We start from the raw sequence: 22,506 nt of genomic DNA, 5'->3' as shown, positions 1-22,506 counted from the left end.
CCCTCACTTCAGCGGAGAGAAGGGCAGCGGCACCGCCAGGGTCGAGCTCATCTCGGGAGAGAGCCAGTCGGGACCGCCCTTGGGCGGCCAGATCCCGTCGGCCACGGTGCTGGCGCGGGTCTCGGCGCGGTGGTTGGCGCTGTCGTAGGGCCAGATCTGGGTGAAGCGCGTCGGCCCGTCGAGGGAATACATCGCGATCGAAAGCGGCGAATACCCGGTCCGTTTCGGCACCGCCTCGCGCCATTTCTCGATGGTGGGGGCCATGCCGTTCATCTTGGTATGGTAGGTGCGGATCTCGTAGACCTTGCCGTAGCTGCCGGGCACCACCGGCAGGGTGAAATCGAGCGGCAGGTAGCTGTCGGAGGTCCAGCCGCGCAGGTGCTCCATGCAGCCGAAGGGGGTGTCTGACAGGTGCGTGCGGGTGCGCTCGGCGATCAGGTCCTCGGCGGTGTCGTACTGGCGCAGCAGCAGCACGTCGTTCAGCGTGCCGATGTCGGGGGCCCAGGCGCCGACCAGCGTGCCGCGCGCCTCGGGGGCGGCCAGCCAGTCCTGCAGGCCCGGCGCCAGCTTGGGCGTGGCCATCATCTGGGTTTTCAGGGTGACGATGTCAAAAAGCGGCATGGGGGTCTCCGTAGACGGGGGATTCGGTCTTTGCGGTGTCGGTTGTCGGCGTGTCGGTTGCGGGGGCCAGCTGCCCGGCGGCGACCCGGGCGGCGATGTAGCCGAAGGTCATCGCCGGCCCGAGGGTGATGCCCCCGCTGGGATACTGGCCGGCGAAGATCGAACTTAGGTCATTGCCGGCGGCGAACAGGCCGGGGATCGGCCGGCCCGCGCCATCGCGGACCCGGGCATATTCGTCGGCATCAAGGCCCGCGAAGGTGCCAAGGCTGCCGGGCAGGATGCGCACCGCATGGAACGGCCCCTGCGTCAGCGCGCCAAGGGCGGGGTTGGGCCGGTGATCGGCATCGCCCTGCACCCGGTTGTAGGCCGAGGCGCCGCGCCCGAAATCGGGGTCCTCTCCGGCGAGGGCGGCGGCGTTGAAACGCGCCACGGTGGCCTCAAGCGTCGCGGGATCGAGGTTGCAGGCATGGGCAAGCGCGCGCAGCGTGCGCCCGCTCTTGAGGTAGCCGTTGCGCCGGTAGCGGCCCAGCGGGAAGGGGGCGGGGCGTGCCCAGCCCAGGCCCCAGCGACGCTGCGCGCGGTGGTCGGCGATCAGCCAGGCTTCCGGCGCCACCCCGTCGGGCGTGGCGGCAAAGAGCGCGCGCATGAACCGGTGATAGCTGTCGGCCTCGTTGGTGAAGCGCTCGCCGCGCCCGCGCACGGCGATGATCCCGGGTTTTGCCCGGTCGATCAGATGGGGAAAGTTCTGCCAGCCGCCGCGCCCGTCGGGCACGCGCGACACCGGCGCCCAGGCAGCGGCATCGCTCAGATCGTCGCGGATCTGGGCGCCCAGGGCCTCGGCCAGCCGCAGCCCGTCGCCGCTGTTGTCGCGGGGGGCGGCGGAATGGTGCAGCGGCCCGGCCTCGGGGGCGAAGAGGCGCCGTTGCAGCCCGGGATCATGGGGAAAGCCCCCGGTTGCCAGCACGACGCCCCGGCGCGCCGAAAGCGTGGCACCCGAGGCCAGCGTGACCCCGGTGATGGCGCCGCCCTCCTGCCGCAGAGCGGTGACCGGCGCATCGGCGAACAGCGCCACGCCCCGGTCCAGCGCCGAGCGCATCAGCGCCGCCACCAGCGCATTGCCGTTCACCAGCTGCATGGAGCGGCGATGGCGCAGCAGGTCCCAGCCATGGCGCGCAAGCCGCCGGGCGACGTAAAGCGTCGATCCCGGGCGCCGCAATGCCGCGAAGAAATGCTTCATGTCCGCGCCCGAGGCAATGCCCATCCCCGCAAGCGAGATGATGTCGAGCGGCGGGCGCAGCCGGTCGATCCAGGGGCCCAACCGGCGCCCGTCGAAAGGCGCGGCACAGACCGAACGCCCACCCGGCGCCGCCCCCGGCAGATCGTTGAAATCGGGCACCCGGTTGCCATCGACGAAGGCCAGGGCCGTGTGATCGCGAAAGAAGCGGATCATCTCGGGCCCGGTCTCAAGATAGCGGCGGATCTGCGGATCGCCCGCCCGATTGCCCATCAGCGCGCGCAGATAGGTCATCGGGGCCTCGGCGGGCTCTTCGATCCCGGCCTCGGTGGCCAGCGGGTTGCGCGGCACCCAGAGCCAGCCGCCCGACCAGGCGGTCGTGCCGCCCAGCACCGGCGCCTTCTCCAGCACCGCGACATTCAGGCCCAGATGCGCGGCGGTCACCGCCGTGGCCAGGCCGCCCGCGCCCGAGCCGACGATGATCAGGTCGTAGACGGCGCCGTCCACGGGCCTTGCGTCGATCCCTGCGTCGGTCCCGGGCGCGGCGCTCATTTCAGGGCCTGCCTGCGGCCGAGGGTCTCGTCGTACCAGCGGGTGAAGCTGCGCCCGGCCAGGCTGGCCTCGGCCAGTTCCTCCGCGGCACGCTGAAGCTCCGGCAGGAAGTCGCGTTGCAGATCGGGGGTGACGCGGGCCGAGGGGCCGGCGATCGACACCGTGCCGATGGGCTGGCCGGTGTCGGGGTGGCGGATCAGCACCGCCATCGCCGACATGCCCAGCATGAAGCTGTTGGTGTTGCAGGCATAGCCCTGCCGGCGGGTGGTGTTCAGGATCTCCATCAGCTCGGCCACGGTCCTGGGGGCGGAAACCCCGGCGCCGCCCGGCTTCTCAAGCCCCTGCTTCATCACCGCCGCGATGGCGGCATCGTCGCTCAGATCCGCCAGCCAGACCTGGCCGCAGGAAGAAGATGCGAGATGCGCGATCAGCCCGTGATCCGAGCCCGGATCGTAGCGCAGCCCGGTTGTTGCGCCCTGCGACACCCCCACCCAGACCAGCGAATCGCCGTCGAACAGGGCCATCCGGATCAGCTCGTGGGTGCTTTGCGCCAGCCGGTCCAGGATCGGCTGCGACAGGTCGGGAATGCCGGTGCGGTTCAGGAAGGCCAGCCCCGCCGTCGCCAGCTTCAGCGTCAGGCAGTAGTTGCCATGGTCCTGGAACTGGCGGGTATAGCCCAGCCCCTCAAGCTCTTTCAGCAGGCGATGCACGCCCGAGGGCGGCAGGTCCAGCTCCTTGGCGATCTCGGTCACCGAGGCCCCCTCTGGCCGGTGGGCCAGGAAGCTGATCACCGACAAACCCTTTTCCAATGCGCTGCTCATGACGGTCCTCTCGTAGTGCTTTCCCTGAGGGTACGGATTGTCATTCAAAATGTGAAGCAAATTAAAAACTGGAATGACTTTCCAAATTAAGTCACCCTAGAGGAGAGGGCGCGATTCGACATCCGCGCCAGGGAGGAACAGATGGGCGATATTCAGATCGACAGTCTGGCCGCGCAGTACGACGTGGCCGTCATCGGATCCGGCGCCGCAGGCCTCAGCGCGGCGATCTTTGCCGCGCTTGAGGGGGCCCGCGTGCTGCTGGTCGAACGTACCGATTTCATCGGCGGCACCTCGGCGCTGTCGGGCGGCACGGTCTGGGCGCCGGGCACCCGCACCGGCGCGCAGGTCAATGCCGGTGACAGCCGGGCCGATGTTTCGGCCTTCCTTGACAGCGCGGTGGGCAATTTCGGCGACAAGGCGATGCGCGAAGCCTTCCTTGATGCCGCCCCCGAAGCCATTGCCACGCTGGAGGATCGCACCCAGGTTGCCTTTCGCCCCTATCCGAAGCACCCCGATTACGAATGGGACCATCCCCATCCCACACTGAACGGCCGCGCGATCGAGCCGGTGCCCTTCGACACCCGCGCCATGGGCCGGACGCGCGACATGATCCGCCCGCCGATCCCGGAATTCACCGTGCTGGGCGGCATGAACATCGACCGGGTGGACATCGGCCACCTGCTGAACCGCTACAAGTCTCTGCCCGCCTTCCTGCATGTCGCGAAGATCGTCAGCCGCTACATGCGCGACCGCGCCGTCTATGGCCGCCATACCCGGCTGGTGATGGGGGCGGCGCTGGTGGGGCGGCTGCTGGCCTCGGCGCTGGATCTGGGCGTCGACATCCTGCGTGGCGCCGAGGTGACGGCGCTGAGCCAGAGCGGTGGCGATGTCACCGGGATCACGCTGACATGCGAGGGCCAGACCCGGCAGGTTGCCACCCCCGGCGGGGTGATCCTGGCGACCGGGGGCTTCGGGCGCTCCAAGGCCCGGCGTGCGGCGTATCTGCCGGCGGCGCTGCGAGGCGAAAGCCCCTCGGCCCCGGGCCATACCGGCACCCTGCATGACCTGGCCGAGGGGCTGGGCGCGGTCTACGGCAGCGGCAACGACCAGAGCGCCTTCTGGGCGCCCTGTTCGATCCGCAAGCGCGCCGATGGCAGCACCGCGGTCTTCCCGCATTTCGTGCTGGACCGTTCGAAGCCCGGCACGGTCTGCGTCGATCTGCGCGGCCGCCGCTTCGTGAACGAGACGATTTCTTACCACGCCTTCGGCAAGGCCATGCTGGAGGGCGGGCCCGATACCGCCGGAGCCTGGATCATCACCGACGCGCCGACGCTGGCGAAGTTCGGGCTGGGCATGGTCCATCCGGGGGGCGAGAACCCGAAACCCCATGTCGAAGAGGGCTATCTGATCGAAGCCCATAGCCTGGCCGAGCTGGCCGCGAAGACCGGCACCGATCCGGATGCGCTGGCCGCCAGTGTGGCCCAGATCAACGCCGCCGCCCAGCTGGGCCGGGACGAGGCCTGGGGGCGCGGAGGATCGCCCTACCAGTGCAACAACGGCGATCCCTCGGTCAGCCCGAACCCGACGCTGGGGCCGATTGCCACCGCGCCCTTCTACGCGGTGCGCCTGCAACCGGCCGATATCGGCACCGCGCGGGGCTTCCGCTCGGACACCGCGGCGCGGCTGCTGCGCGCCGACGGTTCGGTCATCGGGGGACTCTATGCGGTCGGCAACGACCTGCATTCGATCATGGGGGGCACCTATCCGGGTCCGGGCATCACGCTGGGTCCGGGCCTCGTGTTCGGAGCGATTGCCGGGCGCCATGCGGCGGCCCGGTCCAGGGAGGAGAAAGGACAACATCGTGCAGCTTGACGGAGAAACCATCCTGTTCCCGATCATCGGGGACCCCATCGCCCAGGTGCGCTCGCCGCGGTACCTGACCGAAATCCTGGCGGCCCGGGGCGTCAACGCCATCGTGCCGCCGGTGCATGTGCACCGCGATCACGTCGCCGCCACCCTCGAAAGCTTCCGTCACCTGCAGAACCTGCGCGGCGTGGTGGTGACGATCCCGCACAAGATCGCCTCGATCGAGTGCTGCGACGTGGTCAGCGAACGCGCCCGCTTCGTGGGGTCTGTCAACGTCATCCACAAGGATGCCGAGGGCCGGCTGATCGGCGACAACGTGGATGGCTACGGCTATCTCGACGGGATCCGCGCGCTGGGCTTCGAGGTGAAGGACAAGTGCGCGCTGCTGGTCGGGGCCGGGGGCGCAGGCAGTGCCGTCGCCTACGAGATCCTTGATCGCGGCGCCGCGCATCTGAGCATCGCCGATCTGGATGCCACCCGGCGCGACCGCATCATCGCCGCGCTTGACGCACGTTTCCCGGGCCGGGTCGGCCCCGGCAGCGATGATCCGACCGGCATGGATCTGGTGGCCAATGTCACCCCCTGCGGGATGCGTGCGGGCGATCCGTTCCCCGCCGATCCCGCGAAGATGCACGCCGGCCAGTTCGTGGCCGATGCGATCACCCGGCCCGAGGTCTCGCCCATGGTGGCGGCGGCGCGCGCGCTTGGCTGCAAGACCATGACCGGGGCGGGGATGTTCAACGCCGAGGCCGAGAGGCTGGTGGATTTTCTGCTGGGACAGGGGCTGCCCCCGTACCCGGCCAAGGAGGAGGAGGCGGCCTGACGCCGCGCTCATAGGGAGGAAGACCATGAAGACGTTTCTTGCAGGGCTGGCGCTGCTGGCCGTGACCACGACGGCTGCCCTTGCCGCAGACGATTTCCCCAAGAAAGAGATCCAGGGGGTGATCCAGTGGGGCGCCGGCGGTTCGACCGACACGGTGATGCGGGCGGTGACGCCCCATGCCGCCGAGGCCCTGGGCGGCAGCATCGTGATGCAGAACAAGACCGGCGGCGTCGGTGCCATCGCGCTGCGCTACGTGCAAAGCCAGAAGGCCGACGGTTACACCCTGCTGATGGGCGCCGAGAATCCGCAGATGTACAAGGTGCTGGGGCTGGGCAGCGAGGATTACAATGACATGATCCCGATCAACGTGCTGGCCCGGGGCGTGCCGATGTTCGTGGCCAACAACGATGCCCCCTACAGCACCATGTCGGAATTCGTGGACTACGCGAAGGCCCATCCCGGAGAGGTCCGCGTGGGCTCGACCGGGCCCGGGGGGCTGACCTCCATCGTGCTGGCGATGCTGACCTCCCAGGTGGATATCGAGTTTACCCGCGTGCCCTATGACGGCGACGGCCCGGCGCTGACGGCGCTTCAGGGCGGCGCGCTTGATGTCATGCCGGTGGTGCTGGGCGCCGGGATCGAGGCGGTGAAGGCGGGCCGGATGAAGGTCATCGGGCTGGTGGACGTGGCCGAGAACCCGCTGCTGCCGGGGGTCGAACCGATCACCAAGTCCTTCCCGGGCTTTGCCAACTACCTGCCCTGGGGGCCGTTCTTCGGCGTCTTCGTCAAGAAGGGCACGCCCGCGCCGGTGGTCGAAAAGCTTCAGGCGGCCTTCGCCGAGGGGGCGCAGAACCCCGATTTCCAGAAGCTGATGAAGGATCGCGGCTTCATCGTCATGTCGCTGGCCGGCGATCAGGCGATGGAGTTCCTCGACAGCTACCGCTCGACCTCGTCCTGGCTGGTCCATGACGCGGGCTTCGCGAAGAAATCGCCCGAGGAATTCGGCATCCCCAAGCCCTGATCCGGGCCGGAGATCACGGCGGCGCCCCGGCAGCGGGGCGCCGTTCGCATTCGGGGGGCGCCCGACGCAGAGGAGGAGGAAAAGATGCAGCAACAGGATCGCGGCGACGCGGATCATCATGACGGCACGGCGGATGCCGCGCCCGGCGGCTACGGCGACCGCCGCCGCCCCGGAGAGCTGGCCTTTGCCCTGACCATGGTCGCGGGCTCGGCCGTGCTGGTGTGGAATGCCTACGGGATCTCGGGCTTCAGCTCGATGTCCTCGGCGGGGGCGGTGCCGCTGGCGCTGACCGCCGTCATGGCGCTGAGCGCGCTTGTCATCGCGCTTCAGACCCTGCGGCGGCGGCGCGTCGCGACGGAAACCCTGGTGCGGGACATCCTGCCGCCCATGGTGATCGTGCTGGGGCTGGGCCTGCTGGCCTTCGGCCTGCTGCTGGAGCCGCTGGGCTTCGTGCCGACGGCGGCGCTGTTCCTGGTCGGGGCGATCCGGATCCTCGCACGGTGCCGCTGGCGGGTGGCGCTGTCGGTGGGGCTGGGCAGCCTGCTGGTGATCTGGCTGGTGTTCCGCCTGGTCTTCACCGTGCTGCTGCCCCCCGGCCTTCTGCCCGAGGCCGAGCTGATCGGCGCCCTGCGCGCATTGATGGGAGGCGCCTGATGGAGACGCTTCTGGCCTTCCTGACCATCTTCACCCAGCCCGAGCTTCTGCTGCTGGTGGGGCTGGGGACCTTCGCGGGCGTCTATGTCGGCGCCATCCCGGGGCTGTCGGTCACCATGGCGGTGTCGATCCTGATCTCCTTCACCTTCTCCTGGCCGGTCTATCCGGCGATCGCGCTGATGATCGGCATCTACATGGGTGGGGTCTACGGCGGCTCGCGCACGGCGATCCTGCTGAACATTCCCGGTGCCCCCTCGGCCATCGCCACCGCCATGGACGGCTATCCCATGGCGCAGCGCGGCGAGGCCGGAGAGGCCATCGGCATCACCACCGTCATGTCCTTCCTGGGCGGCTTCGTCGGCATCGCGGTACTGGCGCTGGCGGCGCCCTATGTTTCTGATTTCGCTCTGACCTTCCAGCCGCGCGACTACATGCTGCTGGCGGTGCTGGGCATCCTTCTGGTGGGCTCCCTGTCCTCGGGATCGCTGATCAAGGGGATCTTCGCGGGCGCCCTGGGGCTGGTGATCGGCTGCGTCGGCATGGACCCTCTGACCTTCGACGAACGCTTCACCTTCGGCGTGCCGCTGCTGCAATCGGGGATCAGCTTCATCGCGGTGATGATCGGCATGTTCGGTGTCTCCGAGGCGCTGCTGCAACTGCATCACCTGCAGGCCCCTGTGGTGCGCCAGAAGATCGACCGGATCGTGCCGCACTGGTCCAGCCTGCGCCGCCACCTGCCGCTGTCGCTGCAAAGCTCGACCATCGGGGTGCTGATCGGCGCCCTGCCGGGCACCGGCGGAGACATCGCGGCGCTGATGGCCTATGACCACGCCAAGCGCGTCACCAGGAACCCCTCGCGCAGCTTCGGCACCGGCGCGATCGAGGGGCTGGTGGCCCCCGAAAGCGCCAACAATGCCGCCGTCGGCGGGGCCTTCATCCCGATGATGACGCTGGGCATTCCCGGCGATGCGGTGACCGCGATAATGATCGGTGCGCTTTATATCCACGGGCTGAACCCCGGGCCGATGCTGATGGTCGATCAGCCCGGCATGTTCTGGTTCATCGTCGGCGCCCTGGTCATGGCCAATGTCTTCATCCTGATCTTCGGGCTGACCGGCATCCGCATCTTCACCAAGATCGTCGAGATCCCCCGCGCCTTCCTGATCCCGCTGATCCTGCTGCTGTCCATCGTCGGGGCCTATGCCGTCAACAATGCGGTGACCGACGTCTACTGGATGCTGGGCTTTGGTCTGCTGGGCTATTTCATGCGCCACTACGGCTATCCGCTGGGGCCGGTGATCCTTGGGGTGATCCTGTCGCGGCTGCTTGATGACAACTGGCGCCGCGCCATCATCTCCGAACGGGGCGATCTGGGGGCGTTCTTCGGAGGCCTCTTCTCCAGCCCGCTTTCCACCGTGCTGCTGCTGGTGATCGTGGCGATCTTCGTCTCCCAGACGCCGCTGCCGCGCCTGCTGGCCGCACGGCTGCACCGCCATCGCGCCGCCTGATCTTCAGGCCTCTCGGGGGCGGTCGCGGTCATGCTGCGCCGCCCCGGGCACCGGGGCCAGCCAGCTTTCCCGCCGACAGGTCCAAAGCTCGTATTGCGGGCGGAACAGGTCCGGCTGGTCCAGGCTGCCCAGGTGCAGCTCCGTCTCGGCGCCGCTTTGTGCCAGGACCGAGCCGCCGCAGGTCGGGCAGAAGACCCGGCCCCGGTAGCGGGCCGAGGGGCCGGTCACGGTGACATCGGCTGCCGCGTAGACGGCGGCGGCGTAGAAGACCGCCCCGTGATGCTTGCGACAGTCAAGGCAGTGGCAGATCCCGACCCGCCGCGGCGCCCCCTGCGCGACAAAGCGCAGCGCTCCGCAAAGGCATCCTCCGGTCACGGTGTCCATGGGCGATCCTCCTGCCGGCAGCGTGGCAGGGCAGGGGCGGCGGCGCAATCCCGGAGCACGGCTTGCGGGGGCGGCGCGGCACGCCTACCTCGGAGAGGCGGACAGGAAAGGCGACGCGATGGCCAGCGACCCTCGGACGGCCCTCCGGATGGAGGTGGTGGTGATCGGTGCCGGGCAGGCGGGCCTGTCGGCGGCCTATTACCTGAAAGAGGCCGGGCTGCGACCGGACCGCGATTTCACCGTTCTGGACCATGCGCCGGGGCCCGGGGGCGCCTGGCAGTACCGCTGGCCCTCGCTGACGCTGAGCACCGTGAACGGGGTGCATGATCTGCCGGGCGGGCTGCGCCTGGCCGACAGCGCCGGCAGCGATGGGGATGTCCGCGCCGCCGAGGCCGTGCCGCGCTACTTCGGCACCGTGGAGCAGGCCCTTGCCCTGCCGGTGCACCGCCCCGTCGATGTCCTGCGGGTCGCGGATCACGCCGGGCGCCTGCGGATCGAGACCGACCGGGGCCTGATCTCGGCCCGGGGGGTGATCAATGCGACCGGCACCTGGGAGGCGCCGCATGTGCCGCAGATCCCCGGTGCGGCGCTGTTCCGGGGCCGCCAGCTGCATGCCCATGACTACCGCACGGCCGCGGGTTTTGCCGGTCAGCGGGTGATCATCGTCGGTGGCGGGATCTCTGCGGTGCAGATCCTGGAAGAGATTTCCCGTGTCGCCCCCACCACCTGGGTGACCCGCCGCCCGCCGGAGTTCCACAGCGGTGCCTTCACCCCCGAGGATGGCCGTGCCGCCGTGGCCCGGGTCGAGGCGCGGGTGCGCGCCGGCCTGCCGCCGGGCTCGCTGGTCTCGGTCACCGGCCTGCCGCCTTCGGAGGCGATCCGCGTTGCCCGGGCGCGCGGGGTGCTGGAGCGTCAGCCGATGTTTTCCCGGATCACCGAGACCGGCGTGGCCTGGGATGACGGGCGGGAGCTGGCGGCGGAGGTGATCCTCTGGGCCACCGGATTCGGCAATGCGCTGGCGCATCTGGCCCCTCTGGGCCTTGAGAATGCGCAGGGCGGGATCCGGATGGCCGGACGGCTGGCGACCCAGGTGGCGTCTGATCCGCGCCTGCACCTGGTGGGCTACGGACCCTCGGCCTCGACCATCGGGGCCGGGCGCGCGGGTCGGGCGGCGGTTGCGGAACTGCTGGCCTATCTCGGGCTGCCCAGGCAGGTCAGGGAGACCGGCTGACCGGACCGACGCCGAAAACGGCCCCGGGGACCTGTGAAGGCCGCAAGATCGAAACGAAATGTCAGGAGCTTTGCTTGGGGCTTCCGGGCCTTGCAGCGCGGGAAGTGGAGGCGAGTACCGGAATCGAACCGGTGTGCACGGATTTGCAATCCGTCTCTCTTTCACGCGAAATCAACGCCTTAGGTCTTCCCGAGTATCAGGACAAAGCCCGAACCGCTCGGGAACATGATACCCCTGAGATTTCCTCGGGAATCGCAGCATGAGTGCGCTGCGTCCCTTCCGCGAAATCCAGCTTCAGTGGCTGTCGCAGCTCGTTCAAGATCAGGAGCTGAGCCCCCGCACGATCCAGGTCGCCGCCTATATTGTGCTGGAACATTACAACCATCGGCTGGCCAAGGCATGGCCCTCATTCGATCGGATTTCCAAGGCTTTGGGGATCACGAAAAAGACCGTCCAGCGCGCGATCTCCGAACTCAAGGGCAAGTGGTTCGAGATCACGCACGGGAACGGTCTGAGGCATTCGACAGAGTATGTGCCGTCCAAGCAATCACACGCTGCTGCTCAGAGGCTACGCGAGGATCAAGAGGAGCGAAAGCGGGACAATATTGTCTCCCTTCGCCCCGCCAAAGGGGGACAATCCTGTCCTGAAAGGGAGACAAACCCGTCCGCCGAAGAGGGACAGGATTGTCCCCCAACTAAAGCCAAGAAACAAAACAAGGAAATAAGGGCTGGCAGGTCCGGATCGCGGGTGTCGGAGCTACGCCTGCGCTTCGTGCCTACGAGCATCTGTTTCGCGAGGGACTGGAGCGACAGGCTCGAAGAAGCAGGCTTGCCGCCATTAGGGCGCCTGCTTCCCGAGGAACGACACGACGACAAGCGCGGCTATTGGCTGCCAGACCTCAACCCCGCGCCGCGTGGCAGTGACCAGTTGGCGGCCCAGATCGCAGCTGTGAAACGGCTTGCACAACAACTCTCCGCTCATTCGCCCCAAAGCGCCCGAGGCGGTCAGTGATGCAAATTTCAAAAATGCTGAGAAATCGGGATTTGCCGTTTCCTCCCGTTCGCTTGCAAATCGTATGCTATCGCGTCTGCCTACCGTTCGGCAGCCTTGCCACCGATTTCACGGCCCGAATGACGCTGAGGATCATGATCGGGGCGGCCTCTGTCGCAGCCGTTGCGTCCCTAAGTTGGGTGATCCTCCACCCAACATGCGTAGAGGCGATCGAAGCGTGTCTCGCAAGCTCATCCCTGCCAGATATTTGGATCGGCATCGGCTGCGCCGGTGCGCTGCTCTGCATCCTGCTCGGCACGCTGGCTGCGCCCTGTGCGCAATCACTCAAGCTCAGCCCCGCGTTGCTGCGGCACGGGCGCAGGCACCGCCATACGGCGCGCATTGTGGGTGATCTCTACGCTCGTGCGGGCGCCGATGCGCAAGCCATACATTGGCGGGCATGCTCACGCGCCTCCAATCACACCTCCCACTGACACCAGCCTCACGGAGACTGTCATGAAAACACTATTCGCAATTGTGCTGTCGGCAGGTGTCGCGGCGTCCAGCGGGACCTTTGCCCAAGGCGTCCCGGTCATCGATGCGTCGGCGCTCGCCAACCAGAAGCAACAGTTCGCCCAGGAAATCGCTCAACTGGTGAAAGAGTATGAGCAGGCGGTGCAGCTCTACAGCTCGATCAACGGCGCGACCGACATGGGCGATGTCGTGGATCTTCTGAATGACCCGGATGTGCGGGAAATACTCGGGCAGGACGCCCAGAAGGTCGCGGCTGCGTTCGACTTCGATCTTGACGATCTGTCTGGCTCCATGGCCGGCACCGCGCAGCAGTTCGAGCAGTTTACGTCCCTTGATGGCGGCGACATCGCCGCCGACGATTTTTATGCCCAAGAGCTTGCCCGCATCCGGAGTTCGACCAGTCGCAAGGGGGCGATCGCCGAGCGGACGATCGACCTCTCCGATGATCGCCTTGAGGGCCTCGAACGGCTTCGCCAGCAGATCGGCAGCGTCAGTACCCAAAAGGAAGTCGATGCCCTGAATGCCCGGATCGGCATCGAGCAGGCCATGCTGCAAAACGACGTCGTCCGCGTGCAGGGCATGGCCATGCTGCAAGATGCGCAGGTTGAGGCCGAGGAGCGCCGCGCGACCGAGATCACGCTGCAGGAAAGCCAACAGAACCGCGACATCGTCGGCCAATATTTCGGGGACTGAGTGATGAAAATGATATTCCTGACGGCTCTGCTGATCACCCTGAGCGCATGCAAGGAAGAGGCGCAGACGGTCGACTTCTATAAATCGTCCCCAGAAGCTCGGGCAGACACCCTGTCCAACTGCGAGATCGGGCAGGCAAGTGAGGCCAACTGCCGGAATGCCCGTGCGGCACAAGACTTTGTCGATAGCCAAAATGACCGCAGCGTCGTCGAACGGTATTTCGGGGGGTGACAAATGGCGGAGAAACTCTGGCAGTCCCTCTACAGCGACTTCCTGACCACCACCACGGAGGCGGCAAGCAGCATCTCCAGCTCGATGTCCGGGACGCTCACCGTGCCCCTGACCGCCGCGATGACGACCTACCTGATCGTCTACGGCTGGGCGATCATTCGGGGCAGCATCCAAGAGCCGCTCATGGACTTCCTCTTCCGGGCCATGAAGCTCTTCGTGATCTGGACATTGGTCGTGCAGGCAGGCTCCTACACTGCGTGGGTCGGCAGCACCATCACCGAGGGGCTGCCCGAGTTCGTTGACCAGCTGACCGGCGGCGGGTCAGGAAACGCTCTGCCATCGGATTCCATTTTCGCGAAAACCAACAGCGTCGCCCAGGATGTGCTGGAGTTCTATGCGCAGAAGGGCGGGATGAGCAGCCGGGTCGCGGGGCCGATCTATTACTTTTTCACCATGGCCGCGGGCGTCCTGCTTAGTGCCATCGCGTTCGGCTTCTCGCTTTTGGTCACCCTGGGCTTCACCCTGCTGGCGGCAATCGGGCCGCTTTTCATCTCCTTCGCCCTGTTCAACTTTTCCCGAGGCTGGTTCTTCAGCTGGCTGGGGCAGCTGGTCAATTTCGCGATCTACAAGGTCCTGCTCTATGTGATGGCTATCGTCATCCTAGCGATGTTGGAAAATGCGCTCACGGCCAATTCCAAACTTGGGGTCGTCATCGGGCTATTCTACTTCCTGGGCATCGTCGCCACGAGCTTCTTCCTGTTCTTCCTATTGCCCTCGATGGCATCGGCGCTGAGTGCAGGCGCAGGCGCATCGACAGGCATGGTCCAGCGCGCGGTCGAGCGGCGGCTAGGCATCCCCACTTCGAGCTCCAGCAGCTACGAAGGCAGCGCAACGAGAAGTGGCTGATGAAGAGCGAAGCTGGAATGCAGAGATGCCGATCCCGGCACAGCTTTCGGAGGTCCCGGATGTGCTTGCCCGTCTTCGCCCTAACCCATAGCCGCCATCTTCGTGGCGGGGATGTGGTCCAGGACCACATTCTGCATCTGAAACCCGATCCAACCTGCTAAGCGACGAGGCCCGCAAATGTGGTCCCGGACCACACTCTGGGCTCGGACTTTCACTAATGCAGGATAGGCGACGCGCCAGCGAGTAATTCACTTTTGATCTCAATGCCTACGAAAAAGAAGTCCGCAATCACATACCTGACCGCCGAGCAGCACGCGCTTCTGGCAGCCATGGCTGAAGCTCAGGGGCAGACAGTTTCCGGGCTTCTCGGGAACATCGTAAGACTGGTTCTCGATGGGGAGGACCACCCCGAAACGCATCGGCCCTTGCCAACGCGGGCGCGCCGGGAAGGAAAGGTTACGGTCCGCCTAGTGGAAGATGTCAGGGAAAGACTCGCGGCCGAAGCACAGGCGCAAGGTGTACCGCCCTCAACCTGGGCTGCGGCTCTTCTCTCGGCCCGCATACGGAAAGCGCCTCAGATGGTGGCAGGTGAACGGCGCGGCGTGCGTGCAGCGTACCGGCAACTTCGAGGCCTCGCGGTCAACGCGAACCAGATTGCCCATGCCCTCAATCGCGGCGTCCTGACGGGTGCAGGGGCCGAGCTAACCAAGGCCGAAGTCGAGAGGCTACGCGCCGACATTTCCGATCTGCGGAAGGCTTTGAGCACCTATGCCGAGGGTCGCTTCAAGGTCCAGGCAGGGCTGGGGGACGACGATCAGCCATGACGGGCTTCAATACCGGGTCGGACTTCGAGGATTGATGGATCAGCCCCGAAGGTATTCGAACCTGCGGCAAGTTTGGCGAAAACGTATCGGGAAGCGGCGGGTGCAAACCAGAAAGGGCCGCTATTCAGAGCGGCTGACTAGGGGGCGGAAACTTGCGGCCGAACGTCCCCGGTCGCGACTGAGCTACCCCCCGAAATTCGGACACTGACATAAGCTAGGCTAAGCGCCAGCAGGTAGGCCACATTTTTATGTCATTGATCGACGGCGGATGATCCAAAGCGAAGGACGAGCGATGCACCCCAAGACAGGCGCCACCCTAAATGTCTCGATTGACACAGGCACCGCCGAGGCAGCTAGAGGCATTCTCAACGAGGCAGGCATCCCTCTTGCCGCAGCAGTAGAGCTTTTCCTGAAAGTGGTGATCGGCGAAGGCGGTTTGCCCAGCTGGCTGGAGCCCGATCCCGAAGACTATGAACGTTGGTTTCGGGCGCGCCTTGAGGCTGCCGTGAAAGGGAAACGGGCCTCTGATGCGCATGAAGACGTTATGAAAGCGGGTCTCCAGATCATCGAGGCGAAGCGGAGCAAGTAGCTACGCTCCATACTGGGAGCGGCGACGCCTTCAATTTTTGGGGACTATCCTCTGTGACGCGGGGTCGTATCTATACTGGTGTAAGGTGCCGTCCTCGATCAGCTTGGCTGCTTGACCGACATGGTCGGGCAGGACATGGAACCACTCCCGTGGGCTGATCCGCCGCCCACCATAGTTCACTGTGAGCTCGGGGCGGGCGACTGCGAAGAAGCGATGCAGCAAGTTTTCTACTTTGCTCCGCGAAAGATTTTTCAGGCTATATGTGGCGACAATCTCCACCGGAGCAAGAAGGAACGTCGGATCGTTTTTGGCGTCAGCAACGCGGCGGGCAACGTCCTGACTAGTGACACCGATCTTGTGCAAGATCATGCGCTGCCCCTTGATCTCGGGGTTTTCGGATCGAGAGCGGGCAACATAAATCGTTCCTGAGAGTTCGAGCTGATCACTCTCCCATTCAGGATCAAGCGGCCCGAGGCCAACCTTTTGGACCATGCGGGCCGTCTTGTCATCATTGAGGGATTTACGGAATGATGACATGAGCGGGTCGCTCTCTGTGCCGTTGGAAAAGATGACGCGGAGCCGATGGTCGCGCGCACCACCACGGGCAGTCATTTCCGACTTCTCAGCGATCATGGCCAGCAAGCCGTTCCTGATGAAGAAGTCCCCTTCAATCGGTTCGATCACCGACCATTTCCGGACCGGGCTTGCTTTGCGTTCACCGGCCTCCAGGCCGCGCTGGACGGTTTCAAAGCGCTCCCGGAACTGTTCGAAATCCTGACAGGGCACAAAGTCAGCGCGATGATCCGGAACATGCCTTTCTGCGGAGGGCGTGGTGTGCTTAAGGCTGACCAGTGACGGATCAACATCAAGATCATCATCTGCGAAGATGTCATCCAGGCTATCGGGGATATCCGCGTCGACGGGGTCATCTTGCCATGAGCGCGGCGTGGGAGCTGCGTCTTCGTTCAGCAGGCCCAAACGGTCCACGGCCCGCATCTGATCGGTAGGGGTCAGCTTCACGGTGTCCCAGATCGCGCCAAGGCGCATCTCGTCGTGATCCATTGCGTCTGGATCAGGGAGGCGCGAATGCCGCTCATAGAAGGCCGTGACTTCAAGCAAGGCGGCGACGCCACGATCTTGCGAGGGACCACCGCGCCCGGCGCGAGGTTTGACATCCAACAGGCCGAATTCGTCGTCTTCCGCGAAAATGTCTTCCAGGCTCGGGCGCGACATCACAGGGCCCCTTCACGCAGGCGCTTGGCCTTTTCGGCCTTCAGCCAAGCAAGCGCCTCAGCCATGCGCTTTTCAAGCGGATTGGCGGAATGGACATTCGGCTCACGCCCTTCAGTGGCACGGAATGCCTTGATGCGCGGCCAAAGCGTTCTGGCCTCGTCGCCGGTCATATTCACACGCAGGGCCACCATCGCCGACTGCACATGCGACAGCAGCTCGGAGTTCAGCGATTTCGACGCGACCTCGAAGCGCTCCTGGAAGGTGTTCACGCTGTCGATCAGCTCGATGTCGATGTCCCGGACGTTGATGAACTTCCGAACCATCTCCAGCAGGGTGTTCGGTGCGCTGGCGGGCTCACCGTCATCGTCGTCACCGCTCGGCTTCGGGGGCGTGCCGCTCAGGGGCGACTGCCCCTCGGCAAAACCGCGTTCTGCTTCCTTCCGCGCCAGCGTTAGCACATTCATATGCGCCGCGAGATGCTGACGAACGGACTCCGCTTCTTCGGCATCCAGCGTTTCATACCGCTTCTCGATGATGTCGGTCAGCACCATCTGGGTTGCGACCTCGGGAGCCGTGTCCGGAGACAATACACGCCGGTCCATCTCCTGGTAGGCTGTCGCCATCAGGTCGTTCATGTCCTTCTCGCAGATCTCGCGCGAGCGGTCTGTGGGCGGCTCGACCAGTCCCTTGATGCCGATGGTGATGTTGCCCTCGTGATCGGTGCCCATCGGGGCTCGCACGTCGCCATCTTCGCGGCGGTAGAACTTGAAGTTCGGGGCCAGCACCTGCTCCATCAGCAGCGAACCGGAGATGGCCTTGAGCATGTCGTTTACGGCATCGGTCACGACACCGGTTTCCACGCCGGGTTCGGCAACAAGGTTCGTGAACAGCGCGCGTGGCTTACCGGGCGCGTCGCGGGTTGCACGCCCGATGATCTGCACGATCTCGGTCAGCGACGACCGGTAGCCGATCGTGAGCGCATGTTCGCACCAGACCCAATCGAACCCTTCCTTGGCCATCCCAAGCGCGATGATGATATCGACCTTGGCCCGGTCTGCCGCGTCGTCGCGCTTGCCATCCGGCCCCTTGATCTCGCGCGACAGCGCTGCCTTGACGATATCGCGCCCCGGTCCATCATCGACCAGGTCCGCGACCTTCAGCAGCCCGCCATCGGGTTTGCGCACCAGATCGAACCCTGTCTCGGGATCGCGCCCTTCATGGGTGCCCAGCAGATCAAGGATCTTGCCCACCTCGTTGAACTTGTCGTCGAACGCCTCGGACGATCCCCGATGCGGGATATGGATGATCGTCTTCTGATCGGGGTTCAGCACGCCCGGCAGCCCGTTGACGTAATTGCCCTTGTAGAACTCGTAATTGATCCCGAGCGCCTTGAGCCAGGCATAGCCCTCCAGCTGCTCGTAATAGCTGTAGGTGATCTTGGTGAAGCGGTCCTCGTCCTCGGGGCGCAGCACCGGATCGGCATCGCCCCGGAAATAGCTGCCGGTCATCGCCATGACATGACACTCAGCGCGAGTGATTAGGCTGCGCAGGATCACCCCCAGCCGGTTGTTGTCCGAAGCCGAGACATGGTGGAATTCGTCGATAGCGATGAAGCAGCTGTCAAACGCCTCGATCCCCTTGGTCTTGATGACCTCGTCAAAGCCGAAGCGGAAGGTGGCATGGGTACAGACCAGCACCTTCGCATCGCTGTCCATAAAGGTCTGGAAGGCGCGCACCTTCTGCTTGTCGGCATCCTCGCCGGTCAGGCAGAGGTTCCAGCGGTCATTGACCTCCCAATCGGCCTCGAACCCATAACTTGTCAGATCGGTCGAACGGAACGACCCGCCGATCGAGGTTTCGGGCACGCAGACGATCACCTTCTCCAGCCCCTGATGGCGCAGCTTGTCGAGCGCCACGAACATCAGCGCGCGGCTCTTGCCCGCCGCGGGCGGCGCCTTCAGCAGCAGGAACTGCGCGGCGCGGGCGGCATAGGTACGGGCCTGCATCGGGCGCTGACCAAGGGCATTCGTCGTCGCCTTGGAGGTGCCATAGGTGACATTGACCATCTGAACCATCTGTCAGGCCCTCTTTTTCTTTGGCGCGGCCTCCAGCGATTTCACCTTGGCGGCATAGAGCTTGAAGAGCTTCTCCAGCCGTTCGGTGTCATTGCGGAAGGGGCGGCCGATATACATGCTTTCCAGAAGCTCGTCGTTCTCCCGATGCACGGCGCGCAGGTCGTCGGGCATCTTGTCGGGGTCATAAAGCTCGGCAATCGTGGCGGGGTAATGGGAATAGCGGGTACGCAGGATCTTGCGGGCCGAGGCCGAAAGCGCCTCCAGCTGGTCCTCGGTGAACTTCGGCACCGGGAAGGTGTTCCAGCCGAGAGTGTTGGAGTAGCGGAAGTCGGATTTCAGCTTGCCGCAGACGGTGGCGATCCAGACAAGGTGCAGGCGTGATGCGATCAGGGCGATGCACCATTCAGGAGCGTCGTAGAGTACCTGGTTCAGGTTGGATGATATGACATCCGCCCCGACGCGTTCGACGGGAAGATATGGGCGTCGCTCGGAGGTAACACTTGGCACGAGAATTGAATGGTTCTGTGGTTCCGGGCCGGTAAACCAGAACTTGTGCGGAGTTGCAGCAGTGGGGGTCGTCGCAGGATTCTTGCTTTCTTCCCGGAACCGCCTGACAGCATCAATTCGCTCTTTGAGCACTGGAATCTTGTTCGCCAGCTCGGCTTCTTCGTCCTTGATCCACACGCAGTACCGGACTTGACCGCGCACAACTTCTTGAGAGCCCAAGTACTTTCGAATGAACATTGCCGCATCCGGGTGGGACGTAATGATCGTATCTCTTTCCTCAGGGCTGAGAACAAGATTGCCACCGTCCGCAGGCTTAGAGCCGTAGTCCATGCGCGGTAGGTCAAAGAGCGACTTGCCAGAGCCTTCCACATACACCGGAGCAATCGGGATCAGGTAGGGACTGATGGCCGGGACGTCGCTCGATAAGTCGTTTTCAAACAGCTTCGATTTGCCACCATCATTGGGCGCGACACCTATGATTACGCAAATCACAGCCGCGTTTGCGGATGCGTTATTCCTCCATAGGAAGGACGTATGAGCGAATTTGATCCTCAGGTTCCTGAGGATATGCGGCCAGAGCGAAGGCACTTGGCGCCCTTGGGAAATCGAGTTGGTCGACACAAAAGCAAACTGCGTCCGCCCGAAGGTTTCAGCGTATCGCGCGGCCAAGTAGAACCAGCCTGCGACATAGTCCAAGTTCTTGTAGGCTTTGAAATCCTTTTTGAAGAGGCGGTCCCGTTCATCCTTCTGCTCAGCAGTCTGGAAATTCGAGCCAACGAAAGGCGGATTGCCCGCAATAAACACCTCCTCGCCCTCGCCGGGCGGCGGGCAGACCTCCTCCCAGTCGATACGCAGGGAGTTTCCGGTGCGGATATGCGCCGCGTCCTTTAGGGGCAGCGCGGCGGGGCGGCGGCCAAAGACTTCGGCAAAGCTGGCATTCGCCTGATACTCGGCGATGAACAGCGCCAGTTTGGCGGTCTCGGCGGCGAAATCCGCGATCTCGATCCCATAGAAATGGCTGATCGGGATGGCCGAGAACATGGACAGCGATCCAGGGCCATTCAGCTCTTCCAACCGCCGCAGGATGCGCGTCTCACGCGCCCTCAGCTCGCGATAAGACACGACAAGGAAGTTGCCCGATCCACAGGCCGGGTCGAACACCCGGATGCGCGACATGCGGTCCAGCACCTGTTGCAGGCCCTTGGCGCGGTCCCAGGCCTTGTGGATCTCGGCATCGAGGTCATCAAGGAACAGCGGCCCGATCACCTTCATGATGTTCGGCACCGAGGTGTAGTGCATCCCCAGTTCCGAGCGCTGCTTGGGGTCCGCCACCGACTGGATCATCGAGCCGAAGATGTCGGGGTTGATCTCGCGCCAGTTCAGGTCGCAGGCTTCGCGCAGATAGCGGAAGGCCACGGCATCAAAGCGCGGCGCGTCGATGGTGCCCGCGAACAGCCCGCCGTTGACGTATTCCAGTTCGCCCGTCCAGGCGGGCAGCCCCTCACGCTTGGCCTTGGGCAGGTTCATCGCCTGGAAGGCCGCGATGATGGTTTCGCGCGCTTCCTCGCCCTTGTCGCCCGCATGGGTGAACAGCAGGCGCGAGAACTGGTTGTCCGGGAAGATGCCGACGTCCTCGGCGAACATGCAGAAGATCAGCCGCATCATCAGCTGGTTCATCTCGTGCCGCCGCTCGTCGCTGCCCCAGTCGGGGTTGGCTTTGGTCAGCGCGTCATAGAGGCGGGCCAGTTTGCCGGTGGCCTTGACGTCGACGGGGTTTTCTTCGACCGCGCGGTAGCGTTCCTTGCCAGCAGCGGGCAGGAAGAAGCCGAAATTGTCGCCAAGCTCGTCAAAGCGGCAGTGGAGCGTATCGCCCGAGGCCGGATGCTCTGCCGAGATCATCTCGCCATCGGTGGCAATCAGGATCGCGGGCTTCGAAGTCTTGGTCTTCTTCGAGCTGCGCAGATGTTCCAGCGTGACATCGGTCATGCCCGCCAGCGCAGGGGCGAAGTGGAACTTCTTGCCGAACAGCACACCGCCAGGAAGGTCGGACTTGTTGGTCGACCCGCTCCGCAGCTTGGAGATCGCCGCCTTGGCGCCATCGGTGGCGGCGGCAAAGGCAAAGGGGAATTCGGTTGCATCAAACGGTTCGGCGGCAATCTCCGCCAGTGCGTCATAAATTTCAGTAGGGTTCATCAAGGGCCTCGGCGTCGTTACCCTATTGGTAGTGCAGGTAACCGTGCGAAACTACCGAAAACAAACGTAAACCGACGTAATTGTCTGTCGGAGCGGTTGGGCGTTGATGGTATCCAGTTACCGCGATTGTCCCTGAGGGGGCGGGGGGCAACTCCGGAGCACTACGGGTGGTCGGATCGAAAATGTGGTCCGGGACCACACTGGGCACTGAGGCGGGTGCAAATCAGGATCGTTTAGACGCCAGCGGGTAACGAAGCTGCATAGAAGTGAAAGGGACTATTCGTGGACCTCCAGGTGACGAACAGCCCCTTGAGAACAAGCACCCCCCCCCCGGTATTGAGCTCGGCCTTTATGCCGGTCGCCTGGGGGGGTGTTGTTAAGCGGCTTAGATGCTTGGTGCAGGTGCATGTCAATGTGAGGCTGCCCGAAGACACGCGCGAGAGGCTACTCTGCTCACTCGCCCGCTCCAAAGCGAATGATGTGACATCACGTGTGCGGTAAGCCGGAGCGGGACGGGCTGCTCAGCAAGACGATATTTCACAACTCGTCTCCGGCATACTTCGTGATTGGTGCCACTGCTACCGCCGATGCGACCAAGCTCACCCCATTTCGCGTTGGCCTACCAAGCCTCGGGTGACTATGCGCACTGCTAGTCACAACAGCCTGCTCGGATTGGCGTAAGCACCAACCGAGCTCTGATCGCCGCTGGAGGAAAGACCTGCGGCGGAGCAAAGGGACGTACTTGTCGCCAAACGGACGCAAAATGGTTGCCGGAGCCCCCAAAAGCAGGCAGATGTTAGTACGTGACATGAAAGTGGATAGGATGCCGCATGGAATTTGATCTCTGGAATTTTATTGGCGGCTTGGTGACGGGTATCGGTGGCTCATGGCTTACTTTTCAAGTGACGAAGAATGTTCGCGCTGATCGTAATGGCAATGCCGTAGATCAGGCGAACGCCAAGGCCGGTGGCGATATCGTCGGGCGTGATAAGCACTAACTTAAATAATTCGAAGT

Annotated in this window: 20 protein-coding genes and 1 tRNA gene; 13 read left to right on the top strand and 8 right to left on the bottom strand. The window is 64.4% G+C overall.

The features are described from left to right. Positions 1-3: 3 nt before the first annotated feature. The 3 genes from KM176_RS17470 to KM176_RS17460 are packed head-to-tail and all read right to left on the bottom strand — an operon-like array spanning position 4 to position 3,228. Positions 4-621: an NIPSNAP family protein gene (locus tag KM176_RS17470; RefSeq protein ID WP_202397862.1), complete on the bottom strand. Its 618-nt coding sequence runs from the start codon at positions 619-621 to the stop codon at positions 4-6. Further along, positions 608-2,407, bottom strand: coding sequence for an FAD-dependent oxidoreductase (locus KM176_RS17465; protein WP_160895057.1), 1,800 nt, complete (start codon positions 2,405-2,407; stop codon positions 608-610). Before KM176_RS17465 ends, KM176_RS17470 begins: the two co-directional genes overlap by 14 nt. After that, positions 2,404-3,228: an IclR family transcriptional regulator gene (locus tag KM176_RS17460; RefSeq protein WP_160895058.1), complete on the bottom strand. Its 825-nt coding sequence runs from the start codon at positions 3,226-3,228 to the stop codon at positions 2,404-2,406. The genes KM176_RS17465 and KM176_RS17460 overlap by 4 nt, the downstream gene beginning before the upstream one ends. Positions 3,229-3,369: 141 nt before the next feature. Between KM176_RS17460 and KM176_RS17455 the strand changes: the two genes are divergently transcribed. The 5 genes from KM176_RS17455 (at position 3,370) to KM176_RS17435 (ending at position 9,100) form a co-directional block, all read left to right on the top strand. Further along, a complete protein-coding gene (locus KM176_RS17455) occupies positions 3,370-5,100 on the top strand; it encodes an FAD-dependent oxidoreductase (RefSeq protein WP_160895059.1) in 1,731 nt (576 codons plus the stop codon). Continuing rightward, positions 5,090-5,917 (top strand): shikimate dehydrogenase family protein, encoded by an 828-nt coding sequence (locus KM176_RS17450; protein ID WP_215558803.1) that lies wholly within the window; start codon positions 5,090-5,092, stop codon positions 5,915-5,917. Before KM176_RS17455 ends, KM176_RS17450 begins: the two co-directional genes overlap by 11 nt. Positions 5,918-5,942: 25 nt before the next feature. Next, entirely contained in the window at positions 5,943-6,938 is a 996-nt protein-coding gene (locus KM176_RS17445) for a tripartite tricarboxylate transporter substrate binding protein (protein WP_160895061.1), read from the top strand. Positions 6,939-7,022: 84 nt separating this feature from the next. Further along, a complete protein-coding gene (locus KM176_RS17440; RefSeq protein ID WP_160895062.1) occupies positions 7,023-7,592 on the top strand; it encodes a tripartite tricarboxylate transporter TctB family protein in 570 nt (189 codons plus the stop codon). Further along, positions 7,592-9,100, top strand: coding sequence for a tripartite tricarboxylate transporter permease (locus tag KM176_RS17435; protein WP_160895063.1), 1,509 nt, complete (start codon positions 7,592-7,594; stop codon positions 9,098-9,100). Before KM176_RS17440 ends, KM176_RS17435 begins: the two co-directional genes overlap by 1 nt. Positions 9,101-9,103: 3 nt before the next feature. Here KM176_RS17435 and KM176_RS17430 read toward each other — a convergent pair whose 3' ends face one another. Continuing rightward, the gene (locus tag KM176_RS17430; protein WP_160895064.1) at positions 9,104-9,484 is read right to left on the bottom strand and encodes a GFA family protein; all 381 of its coding nucleotides are present in this window, start codon (positions 9,482-9,484) and stop codon (positions 9,104-9,106) included. A gap of 118 nt (positions 9,485-9,602) precedes the next feature. On the opposite strand from KM176_RS17430, the gene KM176_RS17425 reads away from it, so the two are divergent. Beyond that, complete coding sequence (locus tag KM176_RS17425; RefSeq protein ID WP_202397863.1) at positions 9,603-10,715, top strand: NAD(P)-binding domain-containing protein; 1,113 nt, start codon at positions 9,603-9,605, stop codon at positions 10,713-10,715. Positions 10,716-10,820: 105 nt separating this feature from the next. Here KM176_RS17425 and KM176_RS17420 read toward each other — a convergent pair. Beyond that, positions 10,821-10,894 (bottom strand) — tRNA-Cys (locus KM176_RS17420). An 80-nt stretch (positions 10,895-10,974) separates the two neighbouring features. Here KM176_RS17420 and KM176_RS17415 point away from each other — a divergent pair. The 6 genes from KM176_RS17415 to KM176_RS17390 all read left to right on the top strand — a co-directional run bounded on the left by KM176_RS17415 (position 10,975) and on the right by KM176_RS17390 (position 15,483). Continuing rightward, positions 10,975-11,727, top strand: coding sequence for a helix-turn-helix domain-containing protein (locus KM176_RS17415; protein WP_160895065.1), 753 nt, complete (start codon positions 10,975-10,977; stop codon positions 11,725-11,727). Positions 11,728-12,222: 495 nt separating this feature from the next. Further along, positions 12,223-12,933, top strand: a complete 711-nt coding sequence (locus KM176_RS17410) for a type IV secretion system protein (protein WP_160895066.1) — start codon at positions 12,223-12,225, stop codon at positions 12,931-12,933. A 3-nt stretch (positions 12,934-12,936) separates the two neighbouring features. Beyond that, on the top strand, positions 12,937-13,164 hold the full coding sequence (locus KM176_RS17405) for an EexN family lipoprotein (RefSeq protein ID WP_160895067.1): 228 nt from the start codon (positions 12,937-12,939) through the stop codon (positions 13,162-13,164). A gap of 3 nt (positions 13,165-13,167) precedes the next feature. Next, on the top strand, positions 13,168-14,070 hold the full coding sequence (locus tag KM176_RS17400) for a type IV secretion system protein (RefSeq protein WP_160895068.1): 903 nt from the start codon (positions 13,168-13,170) through the stop codon (positions 14,068-14,070). A 578-nt stretch (positions 14,071-14,648) separates the two neighbouring features. Continuing rightward, complete coding sequence (gene mobC / locus KM176_RS24945) at positions 14,649-14,894, top strand: plasmid mobilization relaxosome protein MobC (protein ID WP_236045354.1); 246 nt, start codon at positions 14,649-14,651, stop codon at positions 14,892-14,894. Between the two features lie 292 nt (positions 14,895-15,186). Then, entirely contained in the window at positions 15,187-15,483 is a 297-nt protein-coding gene (locus KM176_RS17390) for a type II toxin-antitoxin system RelB/DinJ family antitoxin (RefSeq protein WP_160895069.1), read from the top strand. 30 nt (positions 15,484-15,513) lie between these two features. Here the strand turns inward: KM176_RS17390 and KM176_RS17385 are convergent, their stop codons facing one another. Genes KM176_RS17385 through KM176_RS17375 form a run of 3 tightly spaced genes read right to left on the bottom strand, consistent with a single transcriptional unit; the run spans position 15,514 to position 21,491 of the window. Then, positions 15,514-16,716: a GIY-YIG nuclease family protein gene (locus KM176_RS17385; RefSeq protein WP_160895070.1), complete on the bottom strand. Its 1,203-nt coding sequence runs from the start codon at positions 16,714-16,716 to the stop codon at positions 15,514-15,516. Next, positions 16,716-18,791 (bottom strand): DEAD/DEAH box helicase, encoded by a 2,076-nt coding sequence (locus KM176_RS17380; protein WP_160895071.1) that lies wholly within the window; start codon positions 18,789-18,791, stop codon positions 16,716-16,718. Before KM176_RS17380 ends, KM176_RS17385 begins: the two co-directional genes overlap by 1 nt. Positions 18,792-18,794: 3 nt before the next feature. Further along, on the bottom strand, positions 18,795-21,491 hold the full coding sequence (locus tag KM176_RS17375; protein WP_160895072.1) for a class I SAM-dependent DNA methyltransferase: 2,697 nt from the start codon (positions 21,489-21,491) through the stop codon (positions 18,795-18,797). Between the two features lie 830 nt (positions 21,492-22,321). Between KM176_RS17375 and KM176_RS17370 the strand changes: the two genes are divergently transcribed. Further along, the gene (locus KM176_RS17370) at positions 22,322-22,489 is read left to right on the top strand and encodes a hypothetical protein (protein ID WP_202397865.1); all 168 of its coding nucleotides are present in this window, start codon (positions 22,322-22,324) and stop codon (positions 22,487-22,489) included. Positions 22,490-22,506 lie beyond the last annotated feature (17 nt).

The sequence above is a fragment of the Pseudooceanicola endophyticus genome, from assembly GCF_018760365.1.
Lineage (GTDB): Bacteria > Pseudomonadota > Alphaproteobacteria > Rhodobacterales > Rhodobacteraceae > Pseudooceanicola > Pseudooceanicola endophyticus.
The sequence above is the reverse complement of the archived record's forward strand: the minus strand, read 5'-3'. Positions and strand labels throughout refer to the sequence as shown.

Coding starts and splice junctions, on each gene's coding strand:
- KM176_RS17405 (WP_160895067.1), top strand. CDS start 12,937: ATGAAAATGATATTCCTGACGGCTCTGCTGATCACCCTGAGCGCATGC.
- KM176_RS17400 (WP_160895068.1), top strand. CDS start 13,168: ATGGCGGAGAAACTCTGGCAGTCCCTCTACAGCGACTTCCTGACCACC.
- mobC (WP_236045354.1), top strand. CDS start 14,649: ATGGTGGCAGGTGAACGGCGCGGCGTGCGTGCAGCGTACCGGCAACTT.
- KM176_RS17445 (WP_160895061.1), top strand. CDS start 5,943: ATGAAGACGTTTCTTGCAGGGCTGGCGCTGCTGGCCGTGACCACGACG.
- KM176_RS17410 (WP_160895066.1), top strand. CDS start 12,223: ATGAAAACACTATTCGCAATTGTGCTGTCGGCAGGTGTCGCGGCGTCC.
- KM176_RS17430 (WP_160895064.1), bottom strand. CDS start 9,484: ATGGACACCGTGACCGGAGGATGCCTTTGCGGAGCGCTGCGCTTTGTC.
- KM176_RS17415 (WP_160895065.1), top strand. CDS start 10,975: ATGAGTGCGCTGCGTCCCTTCCGCGAAATCCAGCTTCAGTGGCTGTCG.
- KM176_RS17380 (WP_160895071.1), bottom strand. CDS start 18,791: ATGGTTCAGATGGTCAATGTCACCTATGGCACCTCCAAGGCGACGACG.
- KM176_RS17385 (WP_160895070.1), bottom strand. CDS start 16,716: ATGTCGCGCCCGAGCCTGGAAGACATTTTCGCGGAAGACGACGAATTC.
- KM176_RS17370 (WP_202397865.1), top strand. CDS start 22,322: ATGGAATTTGATCTCTGGAATTTTATTGGCGGCTTGGTGACGGGTATC.
- KM176_RS17465 (WP_160895057.1), bottom strand. CDS start 2,407: ATGAGCGCCGCGCCCGGGACCGACGCAGGGATCGACGCAAGGCCCGTG.
- KM176_RS17425 (WP_202397863.1), top strand. CDS start 9,603: ATGGCCAGCGACCCTCGGACGGCCCTCCGGATGGAGGTGGTGGTGATC.
- KM176_RS17455 (WP_160895059.1), top strand. CDS start 3,370: ATGGGCGATATTCAGATCGACAGTCTGGCCGCGCAGTACGACGTGGCC.
- KM176_RS17375 (WP_160895072.1), bottom strand. CDS start 21,491: ATGAACCCTACTGAAATTTATGACGCACTGGCGGAGATTGCCGCCGAA.
- KM176_RS17435 (WP_160895063.1), top strand. CDS start 7,592: ATGGAGACGCTTCTGGCCTTCCTGACCATCTTCACCCAGCCCGAGCTT.
- KM176_RS17460 (WP_160895058.1), bottom strand. CDS start 3,228: ATGAGCAGCGCATTGGAAAAGGGTTTGTCGGTGATCAGCTTCCTGGCC.
- KM176_RS17390 (WP_160895069.1), top strand. CDS start 15,187: ATGCACCCCAAGACAGGCGCCACCCTAAATGTCTCGATTGACACAGGC.
- KM176_RS17440 (WP_160895062.1), top strand. CDS start 7,023: ATGCAGCAACAGGATCGCGGCGACGCGGATCATCATGACGGCACGGCG.
- KM176_RS17470 (WP_202397862.1), bottom strand. CDS start 621: ATGCCGCTTTTTGACATCGTCACCCTGAAAACCCAGATGATGGCCACG.